The organism is Paenibacillus praedii (assembly GCF_049725345.1).
Lineage (GTDB): Bacteria > Bacillota > Bacilli > Paenibacillales > Paenibacillaceae > Pristimantibacillus.
In genome coordinates, this window is sequence record NZ_JBMWAM010000003.1 from 183529 (window position 1) to 206952 (window position 23424).

Sequence of the window (23424 nt, forward strand, 5' to 3'; positions counted from 1 at the left end):
AAACAAAACAAGGAGCTTTTTATGAACATAGAGGTGAATACGAGCAATATCAAATTTCTTGAATGCTTTTCGTCCGATACTAGAATAAAAATAATTGAGCTGCTGAATGAGCAGGCGATGAATATTAAGGAGCTTGCTGAAGCATTAGGCATCTCATCAGCCATTGTAACGAAGCATGTGCAGAAGCTGGAGGAGGTATCCATCATTACGACGGAGAGTGTACCCAGTACAAGAGGCCGCCAAAAAATTTGTCATTTGACGCTTGAATCTGCAACGCTTCAATTTCGAGTCAAAGAAAAGCATGATCAGAACCGCTATGCGGTATCTATTCCAATCGGTCAATATTCCGCGTATGAGGTAAAGCCAACCTGCGGACTTTCCTCCGAGACCAAAATTATCGGCATGGTAGACGATCCTCGCTATTTCTCTGATCCTGAGCGTGTTACGGCACGACATCTATGGTTCGCAAGCGGATTTATCGAATACCGCATTCCCAATTATCTCGTTGGCAAACAAACCGCGCGAAACATATCCATATCACTAGAAATTTGTTCGGAAGCCCCGCACTATAACGAAAATTGGCCATCCGATCTCTCTTTTTATTTAAATGATGTATGCTTAGGTGTCTGGACCTGTCCCGGCGATTTCGGCGCGGTAAGAGGCGTCTACACACCGACCTGGTGGGATCTGGGAACCCAGCACGGCTTGCTCAAGCAAATTACGATCGATGCAGGCGGCTCCTACATTGACGGAATACGCATGTCAGATAAAACTATCCATGATTTGCCCATCAGCTACGGAGAAGATATTCACTTCAAAATCAGTGCCCCCGAGACGGCTATCCACAAAGGAGGATTAAGCATGTTTGGCAAGCAATTCGGCAATTATGACCAGGATATTCAGGTGTATATCGGATACTGACACCACTGCTAACGATACTGATATCACCGCTAACGTTAACGTTTAACGCACTAGGTGACGTCCCGCTTCTCTATCATACGGTCGCGATATTCCTTAGGAGATAAGCCAGTTTCGTTCTTGAAAACGCGATTAAAATGCCGGATATTTGTAAAGCCGGTATACTCTGCAATCGCAGCTATTTTGTGATCGGTATGCGCCATTGCCCGTTTAGCTTCCATAATACGAATTTCGGTCAGCCGCTCGATAAACGACTTGCCTATACGCTGCTTGAACAGCGTGCTGAAATAAGCCGCGTTCAAATAGACGGAATCGGCAACTTCCCTTAGCGTCAGTGGTTTCGCATAATTCAATTCGATATACCGAAGCGATTTCTCGATCGGGTCCGGGCCTTGCTGCGGAACGCTCATGGTTATATGTTCTGATAAGCGGACAAGCAGGCTGGCGCATTCCTCCATCAGCTCTTCTCTGGAGGAAATGGAGCATATATGAAAAAGTACGTTCTTCATATCCATCGTACCAAGCCATTGCTTCGTCAGCCCCAGCTTGCCGGACAGCTCGTAGTAATGGATGAGCAGCTTGCATATTTCCTGATGCACGGTTTCCGGAGTTTGCGCCTCGCCGCACAACCCGCTGACGAAAGCGTGTGCCGCCTTAGTAACCTGTTGACGGTTTCCTTCGTTAATAGCTTGCTCCAGCTTTTCCCATGACCACGTCTTCAGACTGCTCTTAAATCGTTCTCCCTGCGCCAGCTCGCTATATTCCAGCACCTTGTCGCCGCCAACGATTAGACGATGAAGCAATGCAATCTCCGCTTCATTATATGCGTCGGGTATCTCATGCACGCTCTCTGCAGCTTGACCGATGCCAATGGTGACAGTCATATTGGATAAAGTCGTAATTTGCCTGCGAATCGTTTCCCCGATCTCCTTCACTCCGAGCATCGCATGATGCTGATCCGGGATATTAAGCAGCGCCACAACCTCTGTCTCCGACATGATGAAGCAGAAACCATTCGCGCGGCGGCTAAGTATCTCCTGAACAAGCTGTTGAATGTATAACTGAAACAGAGAAGGGTCTGACAGATTATAGCGTTCGCTGTTAACGGAGCTTTTGTCCAGCTTAACTACCATACATGCAAAATAAGGCCATCGAAAATCAATGCCAATCGTGCGAAGCAGCTCCAAATCAGCATCATTCATGCTTCCGCGCAGCAAGCCCGTGACGAGATGCTCGCTTACATACTGCTTGATTTGATGCTCCTCGCGATGCGTTTTAAGAGCAGGTAAGGTCCGCTGCTCCCGCAGCTTTTGCTTCAGCTGTTCCAGCATCTTAGCCAGCTCTTCCCGCTCGATCGGCTTCATCATATAATCACGAGCGCCTTGTCTCATCGATTGCTGCACATACGTAAAATCATCAAATCCACTTATGACAACACATAATAGAAGCGGAAAGCGCTCGCGAACCATCTGCTGCAGCTGGATGCCGTCCATGCGCGGCATGCGTATATCGGTGAGCAGTGCGTCAGGCTTCAGATCCTCCACCAGTTGAAGCGCATCATAGCCATCTCTCGCTTCACCCACAACCTCCCAATCCGGGTCAAGCTCGGCAATCATTTTACGCAGCCCAATGCGAAAAATCGATTCATCGTCAACGATCACAATGCTAGGCATGAACAGCGACCTCCTCTATAAATGGCTTTTCCTTTATGGCAGGCATAGTCATCATAACCTTCAAGCCTTGATACGGCATGCTTTCGAGTGTCAGACCATAATTTTCTCCAAAATGCAGCACGATTCGTCTATGCACATTCAACAAGCCGTTGCCCGTTCTGCCGCCAATATCCTTCGTATGCTGAAGCATGCGGCGGATATCGCCAAGCTGCTCTTCTGTCATACCGATTCCGTCATCCTCAACGATAATTCGCAGCACGTTCTGATCTATTTTGCAGCTTAGCTTTATTTGCCCACTCCCTGCACCTTTATCGATGCCATGATTAATCGCATTTTCCACGATGGGCTGGATGATAAGCGGAATAACTGTGCAATCAAGCAAGGAATCATCGGTATCAAGCTGGAACTCGATCCGCTCCTCGTAGCGCATTTTCTGTATTGTCATATAACCCTTCACATGCTCAAGCTCATCTCGAAGGTTTACCCGCTCCTTCTGGCTGCTTAAGCTGTAGCGGAGCAGCTTACTCAAATTATTCGTCATCCGTACAACCTCACGGTTGCCCTCGACCTCGGCGTACATGCTGATAGAGCCAAGCGTGTTATACAAAAAATGCGGGTTGATCTTGCTCTGCAGAGCCGCGATCTGAGCATCCTTTTCCCGTATTTCCGTCTCGTAGAGCAAATAACCAAGCTCGCTCAGCTTCGATACCATCGTATTGAATGCTTTGCCCAGATGGCCCACCTCATCCCATTGTTTTACAGGGAAGGATACGAGTAAATCGCCACGCTCCACCTTGCGCATCAGCTTAATTAGTCCGCGCAGCGGTTCCGTAATTCGAAACGCGAGGAACACGGACATCAGCATCGCCAGTCCTACACTAATAATGCCGAAGAGCATAATCGAATTTCGAATAATAAGGCTGTCCTTCATGAGCTCGGATACCGGAACAATCCCAACTGTTGTCCAGTTCGTAATTGGTGATGTCACATAAGCAACAAGCTGTCTCTCTCCACTAATCGTAGAATGGGTCACTCCCTCGTCAGCCTCGTTGCCGAGCAAAGCGGTGATATCCTCAAGCGGCCGCGTTGATGCCTCTTTTCCAACGATCATCGCTCCACTCTGATCAGCCATAAATAAAGCTTCTCTGCTGCCCAAGGTGACTTGCGATAAAATCTGATGAATGACTTTAGGATCAACATCGATGACAATATAACCAAGCTTCTTCCCGCTATCGAAGCTTCTCAGCTCGCGCGCAATCGAGAATACCGAATAAATCGTACCGCTCGTCGATTGAATCTCATGCGTCGTAATAAAGGTAGATTGCCCGCTTCCACCTTGTTCGTTCCTAAGCCACTGCGCATTCTCATCGAGCTTGTAGCTCGTTACATATTGGCTCTCCGGAAGCACGACATAGGAAGCGCCGCTCTCACCGAACAGCGATACGCCGACAATATCGATTCTGCCATTTAGAAACACCTGTGACACGAAGCTGTTCAGTTCCTTAATTTCCTCCAATGTTAATGCCTGGCCTTGCTCACGCTTGCTTTCCAGGAAAGCGATAATTTGCTCGTATTGATAAGGCATTAGTGTTAAACGGTCCAATTCCGCCATATACGTATCCAGGTTTAACGTCAACTGCTTCAGCGTCTGAAGCTGATAATCACCAACCTTCTGTTCCAGCGCCTGGGCAAATCGGCTGAAGGCGAAGTAGCCCATGACACTGAGCGGAAGCACAATTAATATGAAGTTAATGATGATAAGCTTTCGTGCCAGCTCCTGATTTCCAAACCACCTGATCATTGCCTTTGTCCGCTTCATGACGCTCTCCTTACTTCTTCAGCTCAATGTTGACCCTTTTCACAGCAGCCTGCAGCGCCTGCTCTGGCGTTTGCTGGCCGTAATTGATTTTTTCAAATTCCTGGATAAGAATTTCAACGATCGACCACTGCTTCACATGTCTAGGCCAGTAAGCAACATAATTAGCAGTAGCCGCGTAATCGCTGCGGTATTTAAGCTTATTGAACGGCTCGCTGGCCACGACTTTGGTCATACTAGGTACATGCCCCGCTTCTGCCCACTGCGAACCATGTTCGACAAACCATTTGGCGAAGGTTAGCGCCGCTTGCTTCTTCTGATCGGTCATCGCATGCTTCGTTGGAATGACAAGCGTGTGCGAATCTCCCCACACTGCGGCATGATCGTAAAGCACCGGCATTGGTATTACGCCAAAATCCAGTTTCTCCGCATTCTCGAAGGCACCCGTTCCCCACATACCAGTAATAAGAACGGCTGCTTGACCGTCATAAAACAGCTTAAACGCATCATTAATATCCGGCGGAATCAACTTCTTCTGGTAAAGCCCAGCTATATAAGACAAAGCCTTCAGCGCCTGCGGATTATTGAAAACCGCTTCGCTGGCGTCTTCATTATAAAAAGTCCCCCCTCCGTTGAATTGATTGTATAGACTCCACCAAAGCCACACCGCATCGATCCGCGTGCTCGGCTGCGCCATTGGAGCGACTCCGTGCGGCACAGAGGCTTTAAGCTCCTCAAGGAAAGCCTCGAATGCCTTTGCCCCGTGCCCGATTACCGGCTTGTCTGCAGCATCGAGCAATCCTGCTGCTCTGAGGTAGGTCTTGTTGTAATACATGACCAACGCATGCGTATCCAGCGGCACCGCATAATGCTGACCGTTATAGACCGTTGAATCGAGAATATTCGAATGAAAGCCGGACCAATCCAAGCCGATTTGTGCCGCTGACTCCGCCAGATTTTCAATGTAACCATTCTGAACGAATTGCGGCAGGCTCGTTTGGTGCAAAATAGCAAGGTCCGGCGCGCTTCCGGACATAATAGCGGTTCTTAGCCTCGAATAATAATCATCCAGGCGCGAGTTCACCTGAACGACCTTAATTGCTGGATTTTCCTGATTGAAACGGTTGACCATTTGTGTCATGAACTGATTATCACCGCCGCTGAACGGTGTCCAATATTCAAGCCGAATTGCCGACTGCTTATCTGTCTTATCGTTGTTTGCATTCTCTTCCGAGGAGGAGCAGCTTGTCATTGCAACGATTATTAGGAGGCCAAATAGCGCATAGATGACCGGCTGCGTGCTCCATTTGAATTTGAATTTGTTCATATAGAGAAGCCTCCCTTACTTTTCTGCTTGCATTACTTTGCTTCTGCCGTTAGTCCTAAATAATCGATTTCAAGCTGTCCCGTCGCATTTCCGATGGTTAGCGTATTAGGTGCATCGCCCAGCTTGACGGATACAGCTATTTCAATAAATTGATTGCGCTCGCCCACAGGTATCGCAATCGTCTGTGCCCGTCCATCGTTCACGGACAGCTTTAGCTTTTGCTCCTGATCGGACGCATTAGCTATAGCTAATGTAACATTGTAATCGCCTGCATAAGGTACTCTTATATTGGTAAAACGAAGCGCTTCCTCCAAGCCTTGCTGAATGCTGGCTGACCGTTCATTCGACGCAAAAGGATTTTCCTGCAGATCGCCTTCTTCTCCGATTTGCGCGTATTCCGCTTCATAGCGAATCATTTCAATTGCGATGACATGATCTTTCACGTTAAGTCCAGATAAAATAAGCTCATTTGTCCCAGCTTGCAAAGGCAGTTGGTGATAAATATAGCCCATTTCTTCTTTAATCGTCGGTGCAAGCTCAAGCTCTGATGCTTCTCCGCCATTAACGACAGCTTGCAGCTTAATTGCGGCTTCCGTATCATTTCTATAATGAAGCAGCATGGGAACAGTCGTATCGAAGCTTGAAGAAATGCCTGTGAAGCTTACTTCATCCCCAGTTTGTCTGTTGGCATGCACAGCTCGATATACCCCCGTTCCAGAAGGAACCTCGATAGCTGTATTTAGCGATAACGGAGCGCCAAATATCGGAAGCCCCTCCTCTCCCCATGCAACTCGCTGGGCGCGCGCCTTCCGATTGTTCCAGCCATCCATTTCTCCGCTTGTCGCATGATATACAATCCAGCTCTCGGTGCCATCCGGAGATGTGACAAAGCTATTATGCCCTGGTCCGAAAACGCCAGCTTCCGCGTTCATTTCCATAAGGGGCTTCTCGAGCTTCGTCCACTTGGAGGCATCCAGCGGATCAGCGCCAGCCTCCAACGCGAGCAGTCCGATCGCATAAAATGGCGTCCAGCTTCCGGCGCCGGAATAGGCAATAAATACTCTTCCATCTTTTTTCAAAATCGCTTGCCCTTCATTGATATACGGAGGTCCCCCTGCACGCTCCCACTCCTGATCCGGCTCACTTAGCATGACCCGCGGACCGCTAATCGTGTACGGATTGCTCATCGGGGCGATGTATGTATTCTGCTGAATGTTAATATCGCCTTCCCAGCCTGACCAGATGAAATACAGCTTCTCTTCATGCTCAAGCACAAGACCGTCAATTGCCCACTTGTTCGTATCGTCGGTGATCTGTCCCTTAAATGAATATTCGCCAAGCGGATCATCGGATAAAGCTTCCAGCGCATACATCCGGTGATTCTCGTTCAAGCCATTGTCGGCTGCAAAATAGATATACCATTTGCCTTGCAAATATTGAATTTCCGGCGCCCATAGGTTAGCTGAATACATCGTATCAACAGGAGGGTACCATACAACCTTGCGCTCCGCCTGACTGAAATCGATTGTTCTTGATTTCATTATCATAATATCGGTTCCATTATGCGTAAAGGTCATATAATAAAAGCCGTCCTTGTATACCACGCTGGGATCAGGCGTATCCATCGAAGCCAGTGAATTTTTAAAATTGCCGCCATGCCCATTATACGGCTGCGACTGCAATGATTGTCCAATCGATTTGTTCATGAAAAGCCAAACCCCCATCGTCATTATAATAATTGCCACTGCTAAAGCAGCAATCCAAGCGAGCCGTTTGCGTGCTGCATTCATCTTATTCCCTCCATCATTTTTGATGTATGGTTAATGTGCAGAAAGAGACCCTAATGGTCTCTTCTTCGTCTAACCTGGAGTTATCGCTTGCTTATTTAACAGCTGTTTGCGTTATGGCTTTCACAAAGGATCGTTGTCCCCATATGAAAATAATTACAACCGGCAGCGTTGCAATGGTTGTCATGGCCATAAGCTTGCCGTAGCTTTGCGTATAGCTGCCTGTCGCCATGATCGCAATACCGGCTGTAATCGTCCGCATTTCCGGCGAGGTCGTCGCATATAGCGGCCATACGAAATCATTGTATATGCCCATGAATGTGAAGATGCCGAGCGTCACCATAATGGAAACGGACGAAGGCAGCAGAATACGTGCATAAATTTTCCACTTATTCGCTCCGTCAATGCGGGCAGCCTCTTCAATTTCTTTCGGAAAAGAGGCGAAAAATTGATAAAGCAGAAACACCCCGAACGCTCCTGCGGTTGCCGGTAAAATAAGTGCTGGGTACGTATTGATCAAATTGAGCGCATTAAATTCCATATACATCGGCAGAAACGTCAATACGCCGGGAATCATCAGCGAGGCGATAAAGAGAGACAGCATCGTTCGGCGCAGCGGCAAATCCTGCAGCCTCGCTAGCGCGTATGCCGCCATCGAATCAATAATCAGTACGATAGCCGTTCCTGCGATACCAACAAATAAGGAGTTCATAATCCAGCGCATGATCGGAACGTTCATCAGCTCACCGTTCAGACCCTGCACGAAATTATCGACCGTTGGCTTGAGCGGAAAAAAGTTCATTTTGCCTGACAAGGCTTCGAAATCATTTTTGAACGATGTTGAAATCATCCAAACGAGCGGAAGCAGGAAAATGACCGCAATGACAACGGCAAGCAGCACGAGCCACAGCTTTCTCGTCTTCACCATTTACGCATCACCCTTTCTGCCACTCGTGAGCTTGAATTGTACGATTGAAATAATGATAATAATTAGCGCCATAATGATTGCCATCGCTGATGCTGCGCCGATTTCCTTGCGGATAAAAGCCTGATCCAGCACGTTGATGAGCAGTACCTTGGTCGTATCTCCAGGACCTCCGCGCGTGAGCAGGAAAGGCTGCGCGAAAATATTAAAAGAAGCAATCGTCGACGTGATCATGACAAACAGCATGACCGGACGAATCGACGGAAGCGTAATTTTCGTAAATTTATGCCAGGCATTCGCTCCATCAATCGAAGCAGCTTCATAGTAGTCCTCCGGCACTTCATTTAATGCATTAATAAATATAATCATGTTAAAGCCGATCGTCCACCATAACGTCGTAATGATCAAGGAAACCCACGCCCATGGGGTATCCGTAAGCCAAGGAATCGTGTTGAGCCCCAGCTTCATGAGCATGCTGTTCAGAAAGCCTGCGTTCGTGTCGAACATCATAAGCCAAATAACCGCCATTACCGATGCGGACAAGGCATAGGGCAGAAAGTAGAAGGTGCGGAACAGCCCGCGGATTTTACCTGGAAGCGCGTTGACCAGCATCGCCAAGCTTAGGCCTACCACAATCAATAGCGGAACTGAGTAGATAACGAACTGCGCCGTCACCCATAGCCCCCGGAAAAAGATATCGCTTATATAGGTTCCCGGCGTAAAAATTTCGATGTAATTGGCGAGCCCGACAAACTCGTGGTCAACGGATAGCAGCTCGAAGTTATGAAGACTAATATAAATGCCATATAAGATTGGGAATAAAAGAAAAATGCTAAACGCCGCCAAATATGGCAGCACGAACAAAAATGAAGTAAACCGCGATGCCAATGTGCTTTTCAAGCCGGGTCCCCCCTGAGAACTGCTTATTTTCTTCAAAGCCTTAAAATAGAGGGAAGATGGGAACGAACCTTACATCCCCATCTTCCACACTATTATTTTTTGAGTGCCTGCTGTGATTTGGCAACCGCATCATCTAGCGCCTTCTGTGCATCCTTCTTGCCGAGCAATGCACTGTTCAGCTCGCCCCAGATGGGCTCGGAGATGGTAGCCCAGTTCAATACGTTCGGTGCGAATTGAACATAAGAGAAGGCAGAAGCAATGCTGCTTTGGAATTCTAGCGCCTTGAACTCTTCGCTTTCAAGCATCGGCTTCGATGCCAACGCTTGACCAGACTCCGCCCAGTCCATCGAATTCGTCGATACATATTTCAGGAAATCTCCAATACCAGCTGTAATGTTCTCGTCTGTAACACTTTTCGGTACAACGAAGCCGTGGGAGCCTGCGAAAACCGCTTGCTTCGCTTTACCGATTTGCGGAACCGGTGCAACGCCGTAATTAAGGCCAGCTTCATCGTACTGCGATTTCATCCAAGGGCCGTTAAATTGAATCGCATTTTTGCCCTGCAAGAACAGTGTGTTCTCGCCATCCTGCTGGACATTTCCTGGGGAGATGCCGCTATCAATTAGACCGCGCAGGTACTGCACCATTTCGACAGCTTCAGGAGAGTTGTAGGCAACATCGTTGCCGTTCCACAGCTCGCCGCCATTTTGCCATACGAGCGTTGGGAAGATAAACTGTTGCGGCCAAAGAGTAGGTACAACATAGCCGTACACGCCGCTGGCTTTATCCGTAAGCTTCTGCACCGCATCATCAAATTCCGCACGATTAGTCGGTGCGCCAGCTACGCCTGCCTTCTCGAACAAATCCTTGTTATAGTACATAACGAGCGGATGGATATCGAGCGGGATCGAATACCAATTCCCGTCAAGTGTGGAGTATTCAACTGCAGCCTCCACGAAGTCGGCTTTATTAATGCCAGCCGCTGTCGCCATACTATCTATGGCCTGAAGCTGATCCTTGCTTGCATACGTCGGGACTTGGTCTACGTGCATAATCATCAGATCCGGGCTTTCTTTGCCCGTGCTAAGAGCGACGTCAAGCTGCTTGTAATATTCGCCGTTTGGCTGAATTACGAAATTCACATTATATTGATCTTGTGAGCTGTTGTATTTGTCCACGATTTTCTTCATGAATGGACCGTCCGAGCCGGAAAAGGGCGACCAGAACAAAATATCCGTTTTCTTCCCATTGGATGCTCCAGTATCGCTGCCTCCGTTCGCCGGTTCTCCCCCGCCATTGTTATTGCCGCCGCAGCCGGCTGCAATTAATGCAATAATGGTGATCATGAGGAGCAGCATGGAAAACTTTTTGTGTGCTTTAGTCATATTGGTATATCCCCCTATTAATCAAATTGGATAGACGTTTCGTCTTCCGTGCTCTCATCATATACAGACAACGGTGCTCTTAAAATGTCGCATTTATAGGTCATATGGACATATTTTTGGGTGGTCAAAATAAGTAAAGCAAAAAAGCTGCTTGGATCAGATCACGGCGGACCTGCTCCAAGCAGCTTTTTTTCTTTATTTTTCACTTAAATGCTTTGTACAGCACTGCGAAGGAGAGATTAATATTCCTCAGCCTAGCTGCTTAATCCGCTTCCAGTTGCCTGAAACAAAAAGTGCCGTACCGATCCAGCCGAAAATCGAGGCCACCACAAGCAGCACCGATAACGATACGCTGTTTGACAATGACGCGCTTAGAATTGGAGCTAGTGTTCCACGAATGCCGAAGAGCATCAAATGCAGGCCGAACACCATCGCTTCGCGGCCGGGCGCAAGACGGAATACGAAGGCGAGTATTCCAATGTCCCAGATCGCTTCTCCCACTCCCTGAACCGCATTTCCTATGATAACAGCGGGATAATTGCCCCAAAGCCCATACAGCATCGGCACAACGGCATAAGCGCCAATACCAAACAACAATGTATATTTAATGTCAAAGCGGTCGATCATCCATCCGGCAATCAAGAACGTAAGCAGTAATGCCGAGAAATACGCAACACGCGCATAGCCGATCTGCACGTTCGACAGCTCTAGTACATCGACCTGAATAATTTGATAGAGGGGACTTGCAAGCATGTTGCCAAAGCCCGAAAAAGTAGTTGCAATTAGAAAAACGGCAAGCGTCGAATTCTCCTTTACGAGCTTCCACTGCTCCTGAAGCGGGAATCGGCTGGCCTTAGCAACTATAATAGGCTTCACCTTTTCTATCCCCTTCGGAATGATCAACGTATTAAATAGTCCAATGGACAGCATGCCGGCAATTGTAGCGGCAATTAATGGACCCGAAGGGCCGAACGCCTCCGACCAGCTCCCGACAAAATAAGCGAGCGGAATCATCAGGATGCCCATTGCCACCCGAACGTAGCCCATCAGCCTGCCTCTTAAATCGCTAGGATACATGCGCGATATGAGAGCCGCATAAGCTGGAGCCTGAATTCCCATTAACAGCTGGAAAACAAGCGCAACAGCGACATAGACCGAAGGATAAGCGAAAAATGCCGGCAGCAGCAGCAGCAGCCTGCCGATTACATTAGGAATAATGACAAACGGTCTTGGATTATTCGATTTCTCAATCCAAGCCGCCCAAAATGGCGAGAACAGCAGGCCCACTGCAGGCGCAGCCGTTAAAATGCCTACCTGCAGATTGCTGGCGCCCTGTTGAATCGCAAAGGCTACATAGAACTGGTTAAGCACGACATTAAACAGACTGAACAGTAAGGAGGCGCCGACATCGATGCGGGCGTTCCGCCACACATTAGCGGTCATTGGCAATCCGAATTTTACGATAAGCGGACTGTTTTTCGTTTTTGATTCCATAAGGTCTGATACCTTCCTTACTGTAGTTGATTGCAAACGTGGACAAGACCCTTTGCGAAGCAAAGGATCTTCACTGTAGCACCTCATTTGATTGGATATTACTACAGTCCCTATTATTTGTACAGCATTAGTTATCGGCACAAATTCTGGTATAACTTTCCGCTTTTTGGCTGAATGCTTCCTTATCCAGCACGAGTGTGATAGACTTTTTGTCGAATGGTTACAGCACTATTTTTCAGCTAATTGGAGGGCATGACGTGAGTATAGCAGTAGGAATAGACATTGGCGGCACTAAGGTTGCCTACGGATTTGTTGATGAGCAAGGTAATGTAATTGCCAAAGGCTCTCTCAAAACCGATTTGTCGATATCACCAGCCGAGATGACAGGGCGAATCGCTGAAGCGGTGAAGCAGCTCGCTGAGCAGAACAGTCTTTCGCTCGAAGCAATGAAAGGCATAGGCGTAGGAGCGCCTGGTCCGCTCGATACTCGAAACGGAAAGCTGACTTGTCCGCCGAATCTCAAAAGCTGGTGGGGCTTCCCGGTCGTAGACGCACTGAGTTCATATTTACCTTTACCCGTAAAAATGGAAAATGACGCTACCGCAGCGGCCCTTGCCGAGAAATGGCTTGGCGCGGCGCAGGATTCCGACCATTTTATATTCATTACAATAAGCACAGGAATCGGTGCAGGCATTTATTTGCACGGCAAGCTCATTACCGGCTCAACTGGAAATGCCGGCGATGCTGGCTTCTTGATTGTCGACCCTGACGGTACGCCATGGGAAATGGTCGCCTCAGGGACAGCAGTAGCTCGTCAAGCCTCGGAGCTGCTTGGCCGCGAGGTATCCTCCAAGGAGGCATTTGATCTGGCGGCTCAGGGCGATCCGCAAATGTCTGAGCTCGTCAACCGTGTGTTCAAATTCATTGGGATCGGCTGCGTATCGCTTATTAATGTGCTGGATCCGAACAAAATCGTCATCGGCGGCGGCGTATCGCAGGTAGGCGAGCCTCTTTTTTCAGCTGTTCAGCAGTATGTATCCAAAAGTGCGCTTAATCCATCAGGGCGTGAGACAGCAATCGTACCCGCGCAATTGCAGCAGGATGCCGGCTTGATCGGCGCAGCCGCACTTGTTCAAGTTTCTTATTAATTATCATAAGCAACAGCCCAATTCCATTAATGAAACAGGGCTGTTTTTTGTTCAATGCTTAACGGATACCGAAAAACCAGCCAGATAGGTTTCCAGAACAATCTTTATACTCTCATCAACCGCTTACGTCAGACCGAAGCCACCCTTCTGCTCAAGGGAGGCGAACCCATGCAAATAGCTTCGAAAGCCCTGTACAATATGGATCGATCTGTCGCGCTCAAACTTATAATAGCTTAACGTCTGAATCAATAGCTCCACTAACACCTTGGCTTCAGCCTCGTATTCCGTATCTCCGGCTTGCTTCGACTTTGGATAAAAGCTTCAATATCAGCTTTGGAAGGAATAGAGGCTTGAGCACCTGCCTTCGTAACGGCAAGCGCTGCCGCCGCTGAAGCAAACGTTATTGCCTGCTTAACGGCAAGTCCTTCCGCGCTTGCAGCGGCATACGCGCCGATAAAGGTGTCTCCTGCTGCCGTCGTATCCACTGCCTTCATCTTAAACGCAGGAACGGTTAACGATTCCCCGTTGGCATTTCGATAAACACAGCCTTTTTCTCCTAGCGTCAAGATGACCGCATTCGTTCCTTTGGCAATGATCCGTTCCGCTGCAGACAAAGCTGATCCAGAATCGCTTACGGATACGCCGGATACAACCGCAGCTTCTGTTTCATTTAATATAAGCGTATGTATGGAATGAAACAGCGCGTCAGGTATTTCTCTTGCTGGTGCCGGATTATAAAACACGGGTACGCCGTTGCTGCTCGCTCTTTGAATGACTGATTGCGTCGTTTCCCAAGGAATTTCATTCTGAAGCAGCACGGCATGTACATAAGACCAGTCGGCAATCGCTCCTGTCACGTCCGCTTCTGTCAGCTGCCCGTTCGCTCCTGGAGATAATACGATATGGTTGTCCCCTTCACCATTCACAGTAATAATAGCAAAACCCGAGGTTCCTGCTTTGCGAAACATTAGTGTGGTGTCTATTCCATTGTCATGCAGAGAGTTCAATAAAGTATCAGCAAAAGGATCCTCGCCGACAGCGCCTAGCATCAGGCATTCACTGCCCGAGCGAGCGGCAGCGACTGCCTGATTCGCCCCCTTCCCGCCGGGAAAGAATGCCGTCCCTTTGCTGTGAATCGTTTCGCCAGGCATAGGAAACTGCGCTACATTATTGACGATATCCATATTTATACTTCCAACTACGAGCAGCTTTGACAAGTCAATTCCTTCCTTTCCATATCGATGCTGATGAGCAATTTGTGCTTCTACTGCTTTTCGCGGCGTACCGCTATCCGCCGCGGAGAAGAGAGTTACTAGGCTCCTCTCCTCCCTTAATGCCGTTTTCCTTCGGAATCGCTGGAATCGTAATATTGACGGAGGTCCCGATTCCCGGCTTGCTCACAATGCTTACCCCATACTCTGCACCGTAATGCAGTCTTATTCTCTCGTCCACATTACGAATGCCGTAGCCGACATTCAAGCTTTCCGCAGGATCGAACAGCTGGCTGAGCGTTTCCGGACGAATTCCGATTCCGTCATCGATAATTTGACAGGTAATTTTTCCATCCTCCAGCTTGCCGACAATTCGGATATTAATACGTTCCCCATACCAAGCGTGCTCCAGCGTATTTTCGATAAACGGCTGCAAAATAAGCTTTATGGTCATGTACTTTAAAATATCCGGATCGACATCGAAGAACACCCGCATCCCATCTCCGAATTTTGTTTTTTGAATGTTAATATATGCACCGATTTGCTCGATCTCGTTCTTGATCGGTATGACGGTTCTCCCCTCGTTCAACGATAAGCGATAAAACTTCGCCAAATCGATTACCATCCGCTGCAGCTTGTCCACCTCGCCGAATTTGGCCAGACGGCTGATTGAGGACAGCGTATTATATAAGAAGTGCGGATTGATTTGCGCCTGCAGCGATTCCAGCTCCGCTTCCTTCTTCTTCAAGTTTGTCATATAGACCTCTTGAATCAGCTCATCGATGTTCTGCCCCATCTCATTAAGCGCGATGGAAATTCGGGTGAATTCATCCTTCCCCTTGAAGTTAATTTTCTTCTGAAAATCCCCCTCCTGAAAAGCATCCAGAACGCGAACGATTTTGGAAACCTTGCGGGAGTAGAACCGGGAGATGAATAATCCAGCTAACGAGAATACAAGGTAACATGCCAAGCAAATTAAAATAGTCCACAACTGCACCTTTTGAGTTGCTTTATCCATAATATCGGTAGGAACAAGAGCGACAAGCCGCCAATTCAGCTGCGGAATCTCTTCACCGATCACCCAATAATCAGCCATTTTTTCCTCGCTTAAGGTATCTCCGATCAAATACTCCTTACTGCCAGAGGAAAACATAATCTTTCTATTTTCATCGAGCGCGAAAATTTGGGTTTCCTCACCCAGCTTATCTGCATCGACGCTCTCAAGCAAGTCCGTAAGCCTTAAGCTAATGCGAATAAAGCCTATTTCATCGATGGTTGTCGGTTTATTCGTATCGACGAGCCGTCTAAGTAGCGAAATATGACGGAATACAGAATCTCCCTCGACCTGCTTCCATTGCAGCGTAACACCATACTGCTCCTCGGGAAATTCCTTATACCAGGATTTATCCTGAATACGGGTAATATGATATAAATCGAACAGCGGTCCCTCGGTGCTAAGCGGATCTGTATTATTGTAATTATGATAAACTTCAGGAAGCGTATTGTTGTGCAGATAGACCGCAAGCCGCATCTTATTGTTGGCTGCCTCTATCGTGGTCTGGATTTTCGGAAGGAGCTGTTTCGTCGTAACTTCATAGCTGACCCAGCCCTCCTCGTAATGACGCAGGTAGGAGGCTAAGTTACTGTCCAAATAGAGCATGTCGGATATTCGGGACATATCCTCCATTTTGTACATAATATTATCCTTTATTTGCTGCAAGGTCCCATGATTGGCTTCACGGGTACGCTCCTGAATCGAGTTGGTAAAGATCAGATTCGCCGCATAGCCTGCAAGCAGCACCGGAATGATGATAAATAAGCTGTAGGTAAGCATGAGCTTAATGCCGAATGGAACATAACGATCATCCTTCTTGACGGTTTTCATGTGCGTCTATACTCCAATGGCGTCATGCCATACGTTTCTTTGAATTGTCTGCTGAAATAAGGAAGATGCCGATAGCCTACTTGATCCGCAATTTCATATATTTTCATATTTGTCGTTTTAAGCAGCTCACAGGCCTGTTCCATCCGAAGCAGAATGAAATATTCACTGAAATTTTTACCGGTCTCCTCCTTAAAAATCAAGCCGAGATAGTTCGGCGATAATGAAAACTGCTCGGCTAAGTCGCGCAGCGTTATATTCTCATGTGTCCTTACTTTCATATATTCAACCAGCTGCTTAATGAGCTTCCAATTTTTTTTATGCTTGTTCGCTTGCAAGGTTTCCGATATTTCATAAACACGCCTTCTCAGCCATAAATGAATATCGTCAATCGTCTCGAATTGCATTATGATATCATAATTATCAAGCTCCATGCCGAGTAATTGGAATACGTTTTCATTCGTTCTTTGCAAATATTGATCGAGCCTCATCAGAATATATAACGCATAATTTCGAATCGTAATTTTGGATTTCATGCTTTTGGCAACCTGGAACAAATCATCCAGCTCATCATGAATCAATACGAGTTCATAATTGGACATTGCCCCGAATAAAGCCTCAAGCCTCTCATCCAGGTTTTTCACGTCTTCCTTCTCAGCCGACCGGACTTCTCCATGAACGATCAATTTCCCTTTGCCATAAAACATCTTTAGATCCAGTGCCTCAATAGCATGACGGTAGGATTGCTTCAACTCGGCAAGCGATTGTCTCAATTCTCCGACGCCAGCTGTTATCGTAAAATCCTTCTTTCGATTAACCTTTTCAATAATTTGATTCACAAGCGCATCGCAATACGATTGCTCTATAAGAAGCGCAACACGCGCTTTGCTCAATTTACAAATGTGACGGGCACCGAACTCAGCGCAGATCGAGACAAGCCGCTCCATCAACTCTTGCTCCATATGACTTTCGTCCGCTTGCTTCCACGACATATCATCGATCTCCAGCACTGCAACGCAGCCCGGAAAGACGAAATTGCTCATATTATATTCCTGCTTCAGCGCGGCAATCGTCTTCTCGCTGCATAACCCTTCCAGCAGCTGCAGCAAGTACTCATTCTTTACGATCGGGACCATCTGTCCGTATGTATCCTGCTTAACCCGTTCCTCATCGAGATCCTCGCGGACCTTGATTAAAGAATCAATCAGCTCCTGGTCATCCATCGGCTTGAGCACATAATTAACCGCGTTGAGCGATAGCGCCTGCTTGGCATAGCTGAAATCCTGATAACCGCTTACGAAAATAATTTTAATATCCTTCCACTTCTCCAGCGCTCTTCTTGCGAGCTCCAGTCCAGACATATTAGGCATCCTTACATCCGTGACCAAAATATCGATTTTCTCTGCCTCGAGCACTTTACAAGCATCAAAGCCATTCATGACGGCGTCCACCACATCCATCCCAAGGTCCTGCCAGGGAATGAAGGTCCTCATCCCTTCCAAATCCAGCCTCTCGTCGTCTGCCAATAATACTTTATACATGATGTTCTCAGCTCCATTCAAGAAACAGCCATAAGGGTATGCTTATTATAGCACACCCTTATGGCTGTTTTATGTCAGTTATGACGAGCTAAACAGCTTATTACCCATTAATTTTAGCAAGGTTTTCTTGCCATTTTTGAGTCTTATAAGCTAGAAGCTTATCATAGCCTGCTGCTTGTGCATCCTTCTCCGCTTGGTCAAGGATTGCAAGGACTTCCTCATCGCTTTTCGCAAACAATGCTTTTGCTCTTACTTCCAGATACAGATCCTCAATGCGTTGACGAATAATGCCTTCCTCTGTCTCTGGCTGCGGATCAATGTTGATGAACTCCGTTGCGTTTGATTGCGTCTTCCATGTAATCTCACGTTGGTAACGAGTCGACCAGTTCTGCTGCTCTACCGGCAATGTTTCTTCGAATGCCGCTTTAGTTGTATCGATGAATACGGTATTGCCAACCCAGTTCAAGCTTGTTGTGATGGCTTGAAGCTTAGCAAGCTCACCTGCTTCAGATGTGTATTTTTCAGTGAAAATTGGTGTTTCGCCATCAGCTTCCGTTCCATCCCAGTAGATGCCAGGAGGGCCCCACATCATTACGCTTTGTCCTTCAGGACCTGTCAACCAATCGTAGAAAGCAAAGATTTTTTCAGGATCTTTAGCTGATTTAGTAATAACTGTTACGTTCCAACCAAGCATGCCGTACGTGCCAGGGAAAATTTTGTTCTTATCGAGACCTTCTTTGTGAATTGGCCAAATCATGAAGTAGCCTGCATTCGGATCTTGCTTTACTAGTTCACCGTGCGCCAGCATTGCGTTTTCAGTTGGGCTTGCGGAGGAATATACCGCAACTCGGCCTGCCAGCAATTTCTCTTTAATTTGGTCAACGGTTTGCGTCATAGCATCTTGTGTGATTAGCTTCTCGCGGAACAGCTTAGACGTATATTGCATAGCTTCGCGGTATGCCGGATCAAGGAAGATCGAAGTCAGCTGATCGCCGTTAGGAACAGCGCGCATACCTGGGTACTTCTGATCATTTTCTTTAAATGCGGAATAAAGCGTATCCAAGCCTTGACCGTCAACCGCTCTGTCCGGGTCGTACGGTACTACGTCTGGAAATTTTTCTTTAACCATTTTCAGGTAGTTGTATAAATCATCCGTTGTTTCGAGCTTAGGTGATCCAAGCTCCTCGTAAATTTTCTTATTCACGACATAACCTGCGTTACCGTTTGGCTGCTTTGTATACCAGTTCGGGAACTGATACAGCTTGCCGTCTTCGGAACGAAGCATGTTGATGCCTTCATCGCCTAGCCATTTTTTCAAGTTAGGATATTTGTCCAGGTAGTCATCAAGCGGCACAAGCATATCTGCGCTGCGCAATTTTTCAACATCAACGCGCTCCATCCAGATTGCATCCGGCAAATCTCCGGTTGCGATCATGGTGTTCAGCTTTTCTTGAGCGGCTCCGCCGGAATGAATCGGCTTCACATTAACTTTTTTCGTATCTCTAATCCATGTGCTAGTGATATCCCCGCCCCACTCTGGCATTGTATACCAATCGTAGTGACCATAAAGAGTGAAATCTAACTGCTCCTTGCCGAGCTCATAAACAGCTGCTGGAGTATTACTGTTGCTGTTGTTTGCATCAGCATTGCCATTAGCCGTTTCCCCGCTGCCGGAGTTGCCGCCATTATTGCTGCAGCCTGCCATCAATGAGACGGCCATAAAAGCGGATACAACTGGAACTAGCAGTTTGCTTTTGATCTTCATCTGTCTAATTTCCCCTTTCAAGCTGTTTTTTTATGTTCAAAGCTTTCGCCCTAAACTACATTCAATGCATGAGGTCCTACTCTTTCAAAGAGCCGATAAGAACGCCCTTCACAAAATATTTTTGAAGGAACGGGTACACCATAATAATCGGAAGCGTTGCTACCATCATCGTCGCCATCGACAGTGACTTGCCAGTAACCGTCAGCATTTTGGCCATTTGGCCCTGCGCCGCGGAGTCTAGCTGCGACAACTGATCGGATATGACGTTCGTATTCAAAATTTGTTTCAGCATGGTCTGTATCGGAAGAAGATTCTCGTTGGAAATGTAAATACTTGGACCAAACCAGTCATTCCAATGGAATACAGCTGTAAAAAGCGATAGAGTTGCGATTACTGGCCCAGAGAGCGGAATAACGATCCGGAAAAAGATTCCCCAGTTGCCGCTACCGTCAATTTTCGCCGACTCCTCAAGCCCTGCAGGCAAGCCCAAGAAGAAGGTCCGGAAAATAATCATATTCCATACGCTGATAAGCGACGGGATAATAAACACCCAGAAGCTGTTCATCAGGCCAAGCTCACGAATGAGCAAGAAGGAAGGAATAAGTCCGCCGCTGAAATACATTGTAATAATACAAACGACCATATAAAACTTCCGGCCCATCAATTCCTTCTTTGAGATACCGTAAGCAAAAATAGCGGTAAAGAGGATAGATGCTGCTGTTCCAACAATCGTCCGGGCTACCGAGATAAAGAAGGCGCCAAGCAGCCGGTCGTCCTCGAACACAATTTTATAGTTTTCCATCGTCCAAGCTCGCGGCCAAAAGGTGACGCCTCCCTTGGCTGTGTCCATGCCTTCATTCAACGAAATAACTAATGCATTCCAAAAAGGATAGAAGGTTATAAAAGCTAATAACGCAAGCAGAATATAAATTGTAACCGTCATTACACGGTCTCCAAAGCTTAACCGAATCACTGCATCATCCGCCTTTCCGGATTAATTGTATAATCTACCACAAGCTGCTTCCGGCTCTGCGGGCTAAGTAATTGGCCATCGTCAACAGACCAACGCTAATTACCGCTTTGAACAATCCTACCGCAGTTGCGTAAGAGTACCTTGAATTTTGAAGACCTACCCTATACACATAAGTGTCTATAACATCTGACACGTCCCTGAGTACCGGATTGACCGCCAGCAGGAGTATATCCTCGAAACCCGCATTCAGCAGATTTCCTATGGCAAGAATCATAAATATAATCACGACTGGCATGATAGAAGGAATCGTAATCAAGAAAATTTGTTTAAACTTGCTCGCACCGTCCATCGACGCAGCTTCGTACATGCTCGGATCGATGCCGGCAATTGCCGCTAAATAAACGATCGAACCAAAACCGATTTCCTTCCAAACTCCGGTCGATACGAGAATGGACCAGAATAACTCAGGAATCGAGAGGAAATTGATCGGTTCATCAATAAAATTCAAGTTTTCCATAAGTATATTGATGCTTCCGTTATCGGTAGAGAGCATCGACATCACTAGACCGGCAACAATAACCCATGACATAAAATGCGGCAAATAGCTAACCGTTTGTACCACACGCTTAAACAACATGTTTTTCACTTCATTCAGCATGAGAGCTAAAATGATCGGTGCCGGGAAACCTATGAAAAATTTCAATAAGCTTATGACAACCGTATTTCGCATCACTTTGAAAAACTCAGGTGAATTGAAGAACATATCGAAATGCTTCAGTCCAACCCACTCACTGGCAAAAAAACCTTTGAAGAGACTGTAATCCTGGAACGCCATCAAAACGCCGTACATCGGTATGTAGCTAAATACAAAAATGAGCAATAATGCAGGTATAACCATGAGTTGGATGTCAATTTGCTTAATAAATCTTTTGAAGCCGTTTTTTGGTTTCGTTTTTAATTTCAGTTCGCTCTCTACAGAAATCTGCGCCACTGCTCAATCCCCCTTGCACTTGTTGTTCTTCTTGTATTCTATCGCAGGGACAAAAACGAGACTAGCTAACTGAACAACTAAAAATGATACTTATCAATGATTAAATAATAAAAAATTAATTTTTAAAATATTTGCCTTCACCGCTCTTTATGCTATGCAGCAACTGTCCTTGCACGAACATGCAAAGTCTCCAAAAATACCAATTAGCAATTGGAACTTTTTGCATCAAATGTCCGTCTCTATTATTATTGGAAGATGATTTTTGCAGCTCAAGTATATAAAAGAAATGAAGGTGTCCAGTTTTGTTTCAGCTAAAAAATGTATCCAAGCCGATTAAGATCGCTCTTCTCGTCACGATTCTTCTTGTATTTGCAGGAAGTACGGCATCCGCACTTGTTTACGGTGATCATTACTTGCTAGGCTCCTATGAGAAGCTTGACAACGATGACGTAAAATATGTAAATAGCGCGAAAATCTTATTGAATAAGAACACGATTGCTTATAATAGCGGCGAGGAGCCTTCTACCTTTATTATGCCAGGTATGCCTGTCGTATTATCTGGACTGATGCTTATATTCGGACAAAACGATACGGCAGTGATGGCTTTCCGCATTTTTCAAGCAGCTTTGCAGGCACTGTCCGTTTACTTTATATTTGTGCTAGCCAATCAGCTCTTCAATCAGAGGACAGCCCTAATTGCCGCTATCGCGACTGCGCTCTATTTGCCGGATTATTTCTCCGCTGGCGCCATTTTATCGGAAACGATGTTCAGAACGATCTTTATCTTATTATGCTGCATCACCCTTCTTGCTTTGAAGAGCCATCAGTTGAAGCATTACGTCATTGCCGCCGTACTCGTTGGATTGGCTTGTTATTTCAAGCCGCATTCGATCCTTTTGCCCATTGTATGGTTTCTCCTTTGGCTCTTCCAAAGGGTAAGCTTGCGAACAATCGTCACGCGCACGGCCATTATATCAATAACGCTCATTCTGATTTTGTCGCCATGGTGGATTCGCAATTACATAACGTTCGATGAATTCATTCCATTCACGAAGTCAGCCGGAAATCCGATGCTGCTAGGAGCGTTGATCCATCACGCAGCGCCATCGCAGGCCTTCTTCGAGGCTCATCCGGAATACGAAGGCGACAGCAACAACTTATTCGTTGGCTCGGATAATGATTTGGCTGATGCCGCCAAAAAAATTGTTATCTTTGGCTTTCAGGAACGGCCGCTGGAGTACTTGAAATGGTATACCGTCGACAAGGTATTCGGCCTTTATGCAACGCCTTATTATTGGAAAACAGTATTCGATGTGCCTAAAGCGCCAGTAGTCGTTTATCACGCGCTGTTGATGCTGATGGGGGCTGCGGGGCTGGTGCTTCTGTTCATTCAAGCGATGAAGAAAAAAAGCATCCCTTACTTTTTCATGTTGCTTTCCCTGGCTTACTTTACGGTAATCTATATTCCCTTTGTCGCCTTCAACCGTTACGGCTATCCGAACGTGTTTCTTATTTTCATATTAGCGGCTTATGCTATAGATTGGGCGATCAAATATTTCGAACGAAAACAAACCAAGAATGCTCCAAGCCTATAAAAAATTCTAAACAAACCTTCATAGGCTTCCAAGCAAGCTTTAAAGGCTTTTCGAAACCTCCCAAGCCCTCCCTGCCAAGGGAGCGACTGGAGG

General features: G+C 46.8%; 18 protein-coding genes. 3 read left to right on the forward strand and 15 right to left on the reverse strand.

Annotation, left to right across the window (positions count from 1 at the left end; all coding sequences use genetic code 11):
- Positions 1-21: 21 nt before the first annotated feature.
- A complete protein-coding gene (locus tag ACO9K6_RS04985) occupies positions 22-921 on the forward strand; it encodes an ArsR/SmtB family transcription factor (RefSeq protein ID WP_424766439.1) in 900 nt (299 codons plus the stop codon).
- Positions 922-971: 50 nt separating this feature from the next.
- On the opposite strand, the gene ACO9K6_RS04990 is transcribed toward ACO9K6_RS04985, so the two are convergent.
- The 8 genes from ACO9K6_RS04990 to ACO9K6_RS05025 form a co-directional block, all read right to left on the reverse strand.
- Complete coding sequence (locus tag ACO9K6_RS04990) at positions 972-2591, reverse strand: response regulator (protein WP_424766440.1); 1620 nt, start codon at positions 2589-2591, stop codon at positions 972-974.
- Positions 2584-4410, reverse strand: a complete 1827-nt coding sequence (locus tag ACO9K6_RS04995) for a cache domain-containing sensor histidine kinase (RefSeq protein ID WP_424766441.1) — start codon at positions 4408-4410, stop codon at positions 2584-2586. The genes ACO9K6_RS04990 and ACO9K6_RS04995 overlap by 8 nt, the downstream gene beginning before the upstream one ends.
- A 10-nt stretch (positions 4411-4420) precedes the next feature.
- The gene (locus tag ACO9K6_RS05000) at positions 4421-5734 is read right to left on the reverse strand and encodes an ABC transporter substrate-binding protein (RefSeq protein ID WP_424766442.1); all 1314 of its coding nucleotides are present in this window, start codon (positions 5732-5734) and stop codon (positions 4421-4423) included.
- Positions 5735-5766: 32 nt separating this feature from the next.
- On the reverse strand, positions 5767-7524 hold the full coding sequence (locus ACO9K6_RS05005; protein WP_424766443.1) for a family 43 glycosylhydrolase: 1758 nt from the start codon (positions 7522-7524) through the stop codon (positions 5767-5769).
- Positions 7525-7615: 91 nt separating this feature from the next.
- The gene (locus ACO9K6_RS05010; protein ID WP_424766444.1) at positions 7616-8449 is read right to left on the reverse strand and encodes a carbohydrate ABC transporter permease; all 834 of its coding nucleotides are present in this window, start codon (positions 8447-8449) and stop codon (positions 7616-7618) included.
- On the reverse strand, positions 8450-9346 hold the full coding sequence (locus ACO9K6_RS05015; protein WP_424766445.1) for a carbohydrate ABC transporter permease: 897 nt from the start codon (positions 9344-9346) through the stop codon (positions 8450-8452). It abuts the gene before it with no gap.
- Between the two features lie 92 nt (positions 9347-9438).
- Positions 9439-10731, reverse strand: coding sequence for an ABC transporter substrate-binding protein (locus ACO9K6_RS05020; RefSeq protein WP_424766446.1), 1293 nt, complete (start codon positions 10729-10731; stop codon positions 9439-9441).
- A gap of 249 nt (positions 10732-10980) precedes the next feature.
- Positions 10981-12225: an MFS transporter gene (locus ACO9K6_RS05025; RefSeq protein WP_424766447.1), complete on the reverse strand. Its 1245-nt coding sequence runs from the start codon at positions 12223-12225 to the stop codon at positions 10981-10983.
- 257 nt (positions 12226-12482) lie between these two features.
- On the opposite strand from ACO9K6_RS05025, the gene ACO9K6_RS05030 reads away from it, so the two are divergent.
- Entirely contained in the window at positions 12483-13373 is an 891-nt protein-coding gene (locus tag ACO9K6_RS05030) for an ROK family protein (RefSeq protein WP_424766448.1), read from the forward strand.
- 123 nt (positions 13374-13496) lie between these two features.
- Here the strand turns inward: ACO9K6_RS05030 and ACO9K6_RS05035 are convergent, their stop codons facing one another.
- The 7 genes from ACO9K6_RS05035 to ACO9K6_RS05065 all read right to left on the reverse strand — a co-directional run bounded on the left by ACO9K6_RS05035 (position 13497) and on the right by ACO9K6_RS05065 (position 21736).
- Complete coding sequence (locus ACO9K6_RS05035; RefSeq protein ID WP_424766449.1) at positions 13497-13637, reverse strand: TetR-like C-terminal domain-containing protein; 141 nt, start codon at positions 13635-13637, stop codon at positions 13497-13499.
- Positions 13631-14590 (reverse strand): ribokinase, encoded by a 960-nt coding sequence (gene rbsK, locus ACO9K6_RS05040; RefSeq protein ID WP_424766450.1) that lies wholly within the window; start codon positions 14588-14590, stop codon positions 13631-13633. Before rbsK ends, ACO9K6_RS05035 begins: the two co-directional genes overlap by 7 nt.
- Before the next feature lie 70 nt (positions 14591-14660).
- Positions 14661-16469 carry a sensor histidine kinase gene (locus ACO9K6_RS05045; RefSeq protein WP_424766451.1) on the reverse strand — a complete coding sequence of 603 codons (1809 nt, stop codon included), beginning with the start codon at positions 16467-16469 and terminating at the stop codon, positions 14661-14663.
- Positions 16466-18007, reverse strand: coding sequence for a response regulator (locus ACO9K6_RS05050; protein WP_424766452.1), 1542 nt, complete (start codon positions 18005-18007; stop codon positions 16466-16468). Before ACO9K6_RS05050 ends, ACO9K6_RS05045 begins: the two co-directional genes overlap by 4 nt.
- A 100-nt stretch (positions 18008-18107) precedes the next feature.
- Positions 18108-19772 carry an extracellular solute-binding protein gene (locus tag ACO9K6_RS05055; RefSeq protein WP_424766453.1) on the reverse strand — a complete coding sequence of 555 codons (1665 nt, stop codon included), beginning with the start codon at positions 19770-19772 and terminating at the stop codon, positions 18108-18110.
- Positions 19773-19848: 76 nt separating this feature from the next.
- On the reverse strand, positions 19849-20745 hold the full coding sequence (locus tag ACO9K6_RS05060) for a carbohydrate ABC transporter permease (protein ID WP_424766454.1): 897 nt from the start codon (positions 20743-20745) through the stop codon (positions 19849-19851).
- Positions 20746-20779: 34 nt separating this feature from the next.
- A complete protein-coding gene (locus tag ACO9K6_RS05065) occupies positions 20780-21736 on the reverse strand; it encodes an ABC transporter permease (protein WP_424766455.1) in 957 nt (318 codons plus the stop codon).
- A 302-nt stretch (positions 21737-22038) separates the two neighbouring features.
- On the opposite strand from ACO9K6_RS05065, the gene ACO9K6_RS05070 reads away from it, so the two are divergent.
- Positions 22039-23331: a glycosyltransferase family 39 protein gene (locus tag ACO9K6_RS05070; protein WP_424766456.1), complete on the forward strand. Its 1293-nt coding sequence runs from the start codon at positions 22039-22041 to the stop codon at positions 23329-23331.
- Positions 23332-23424: the final 93 nt, after the last annotated feature.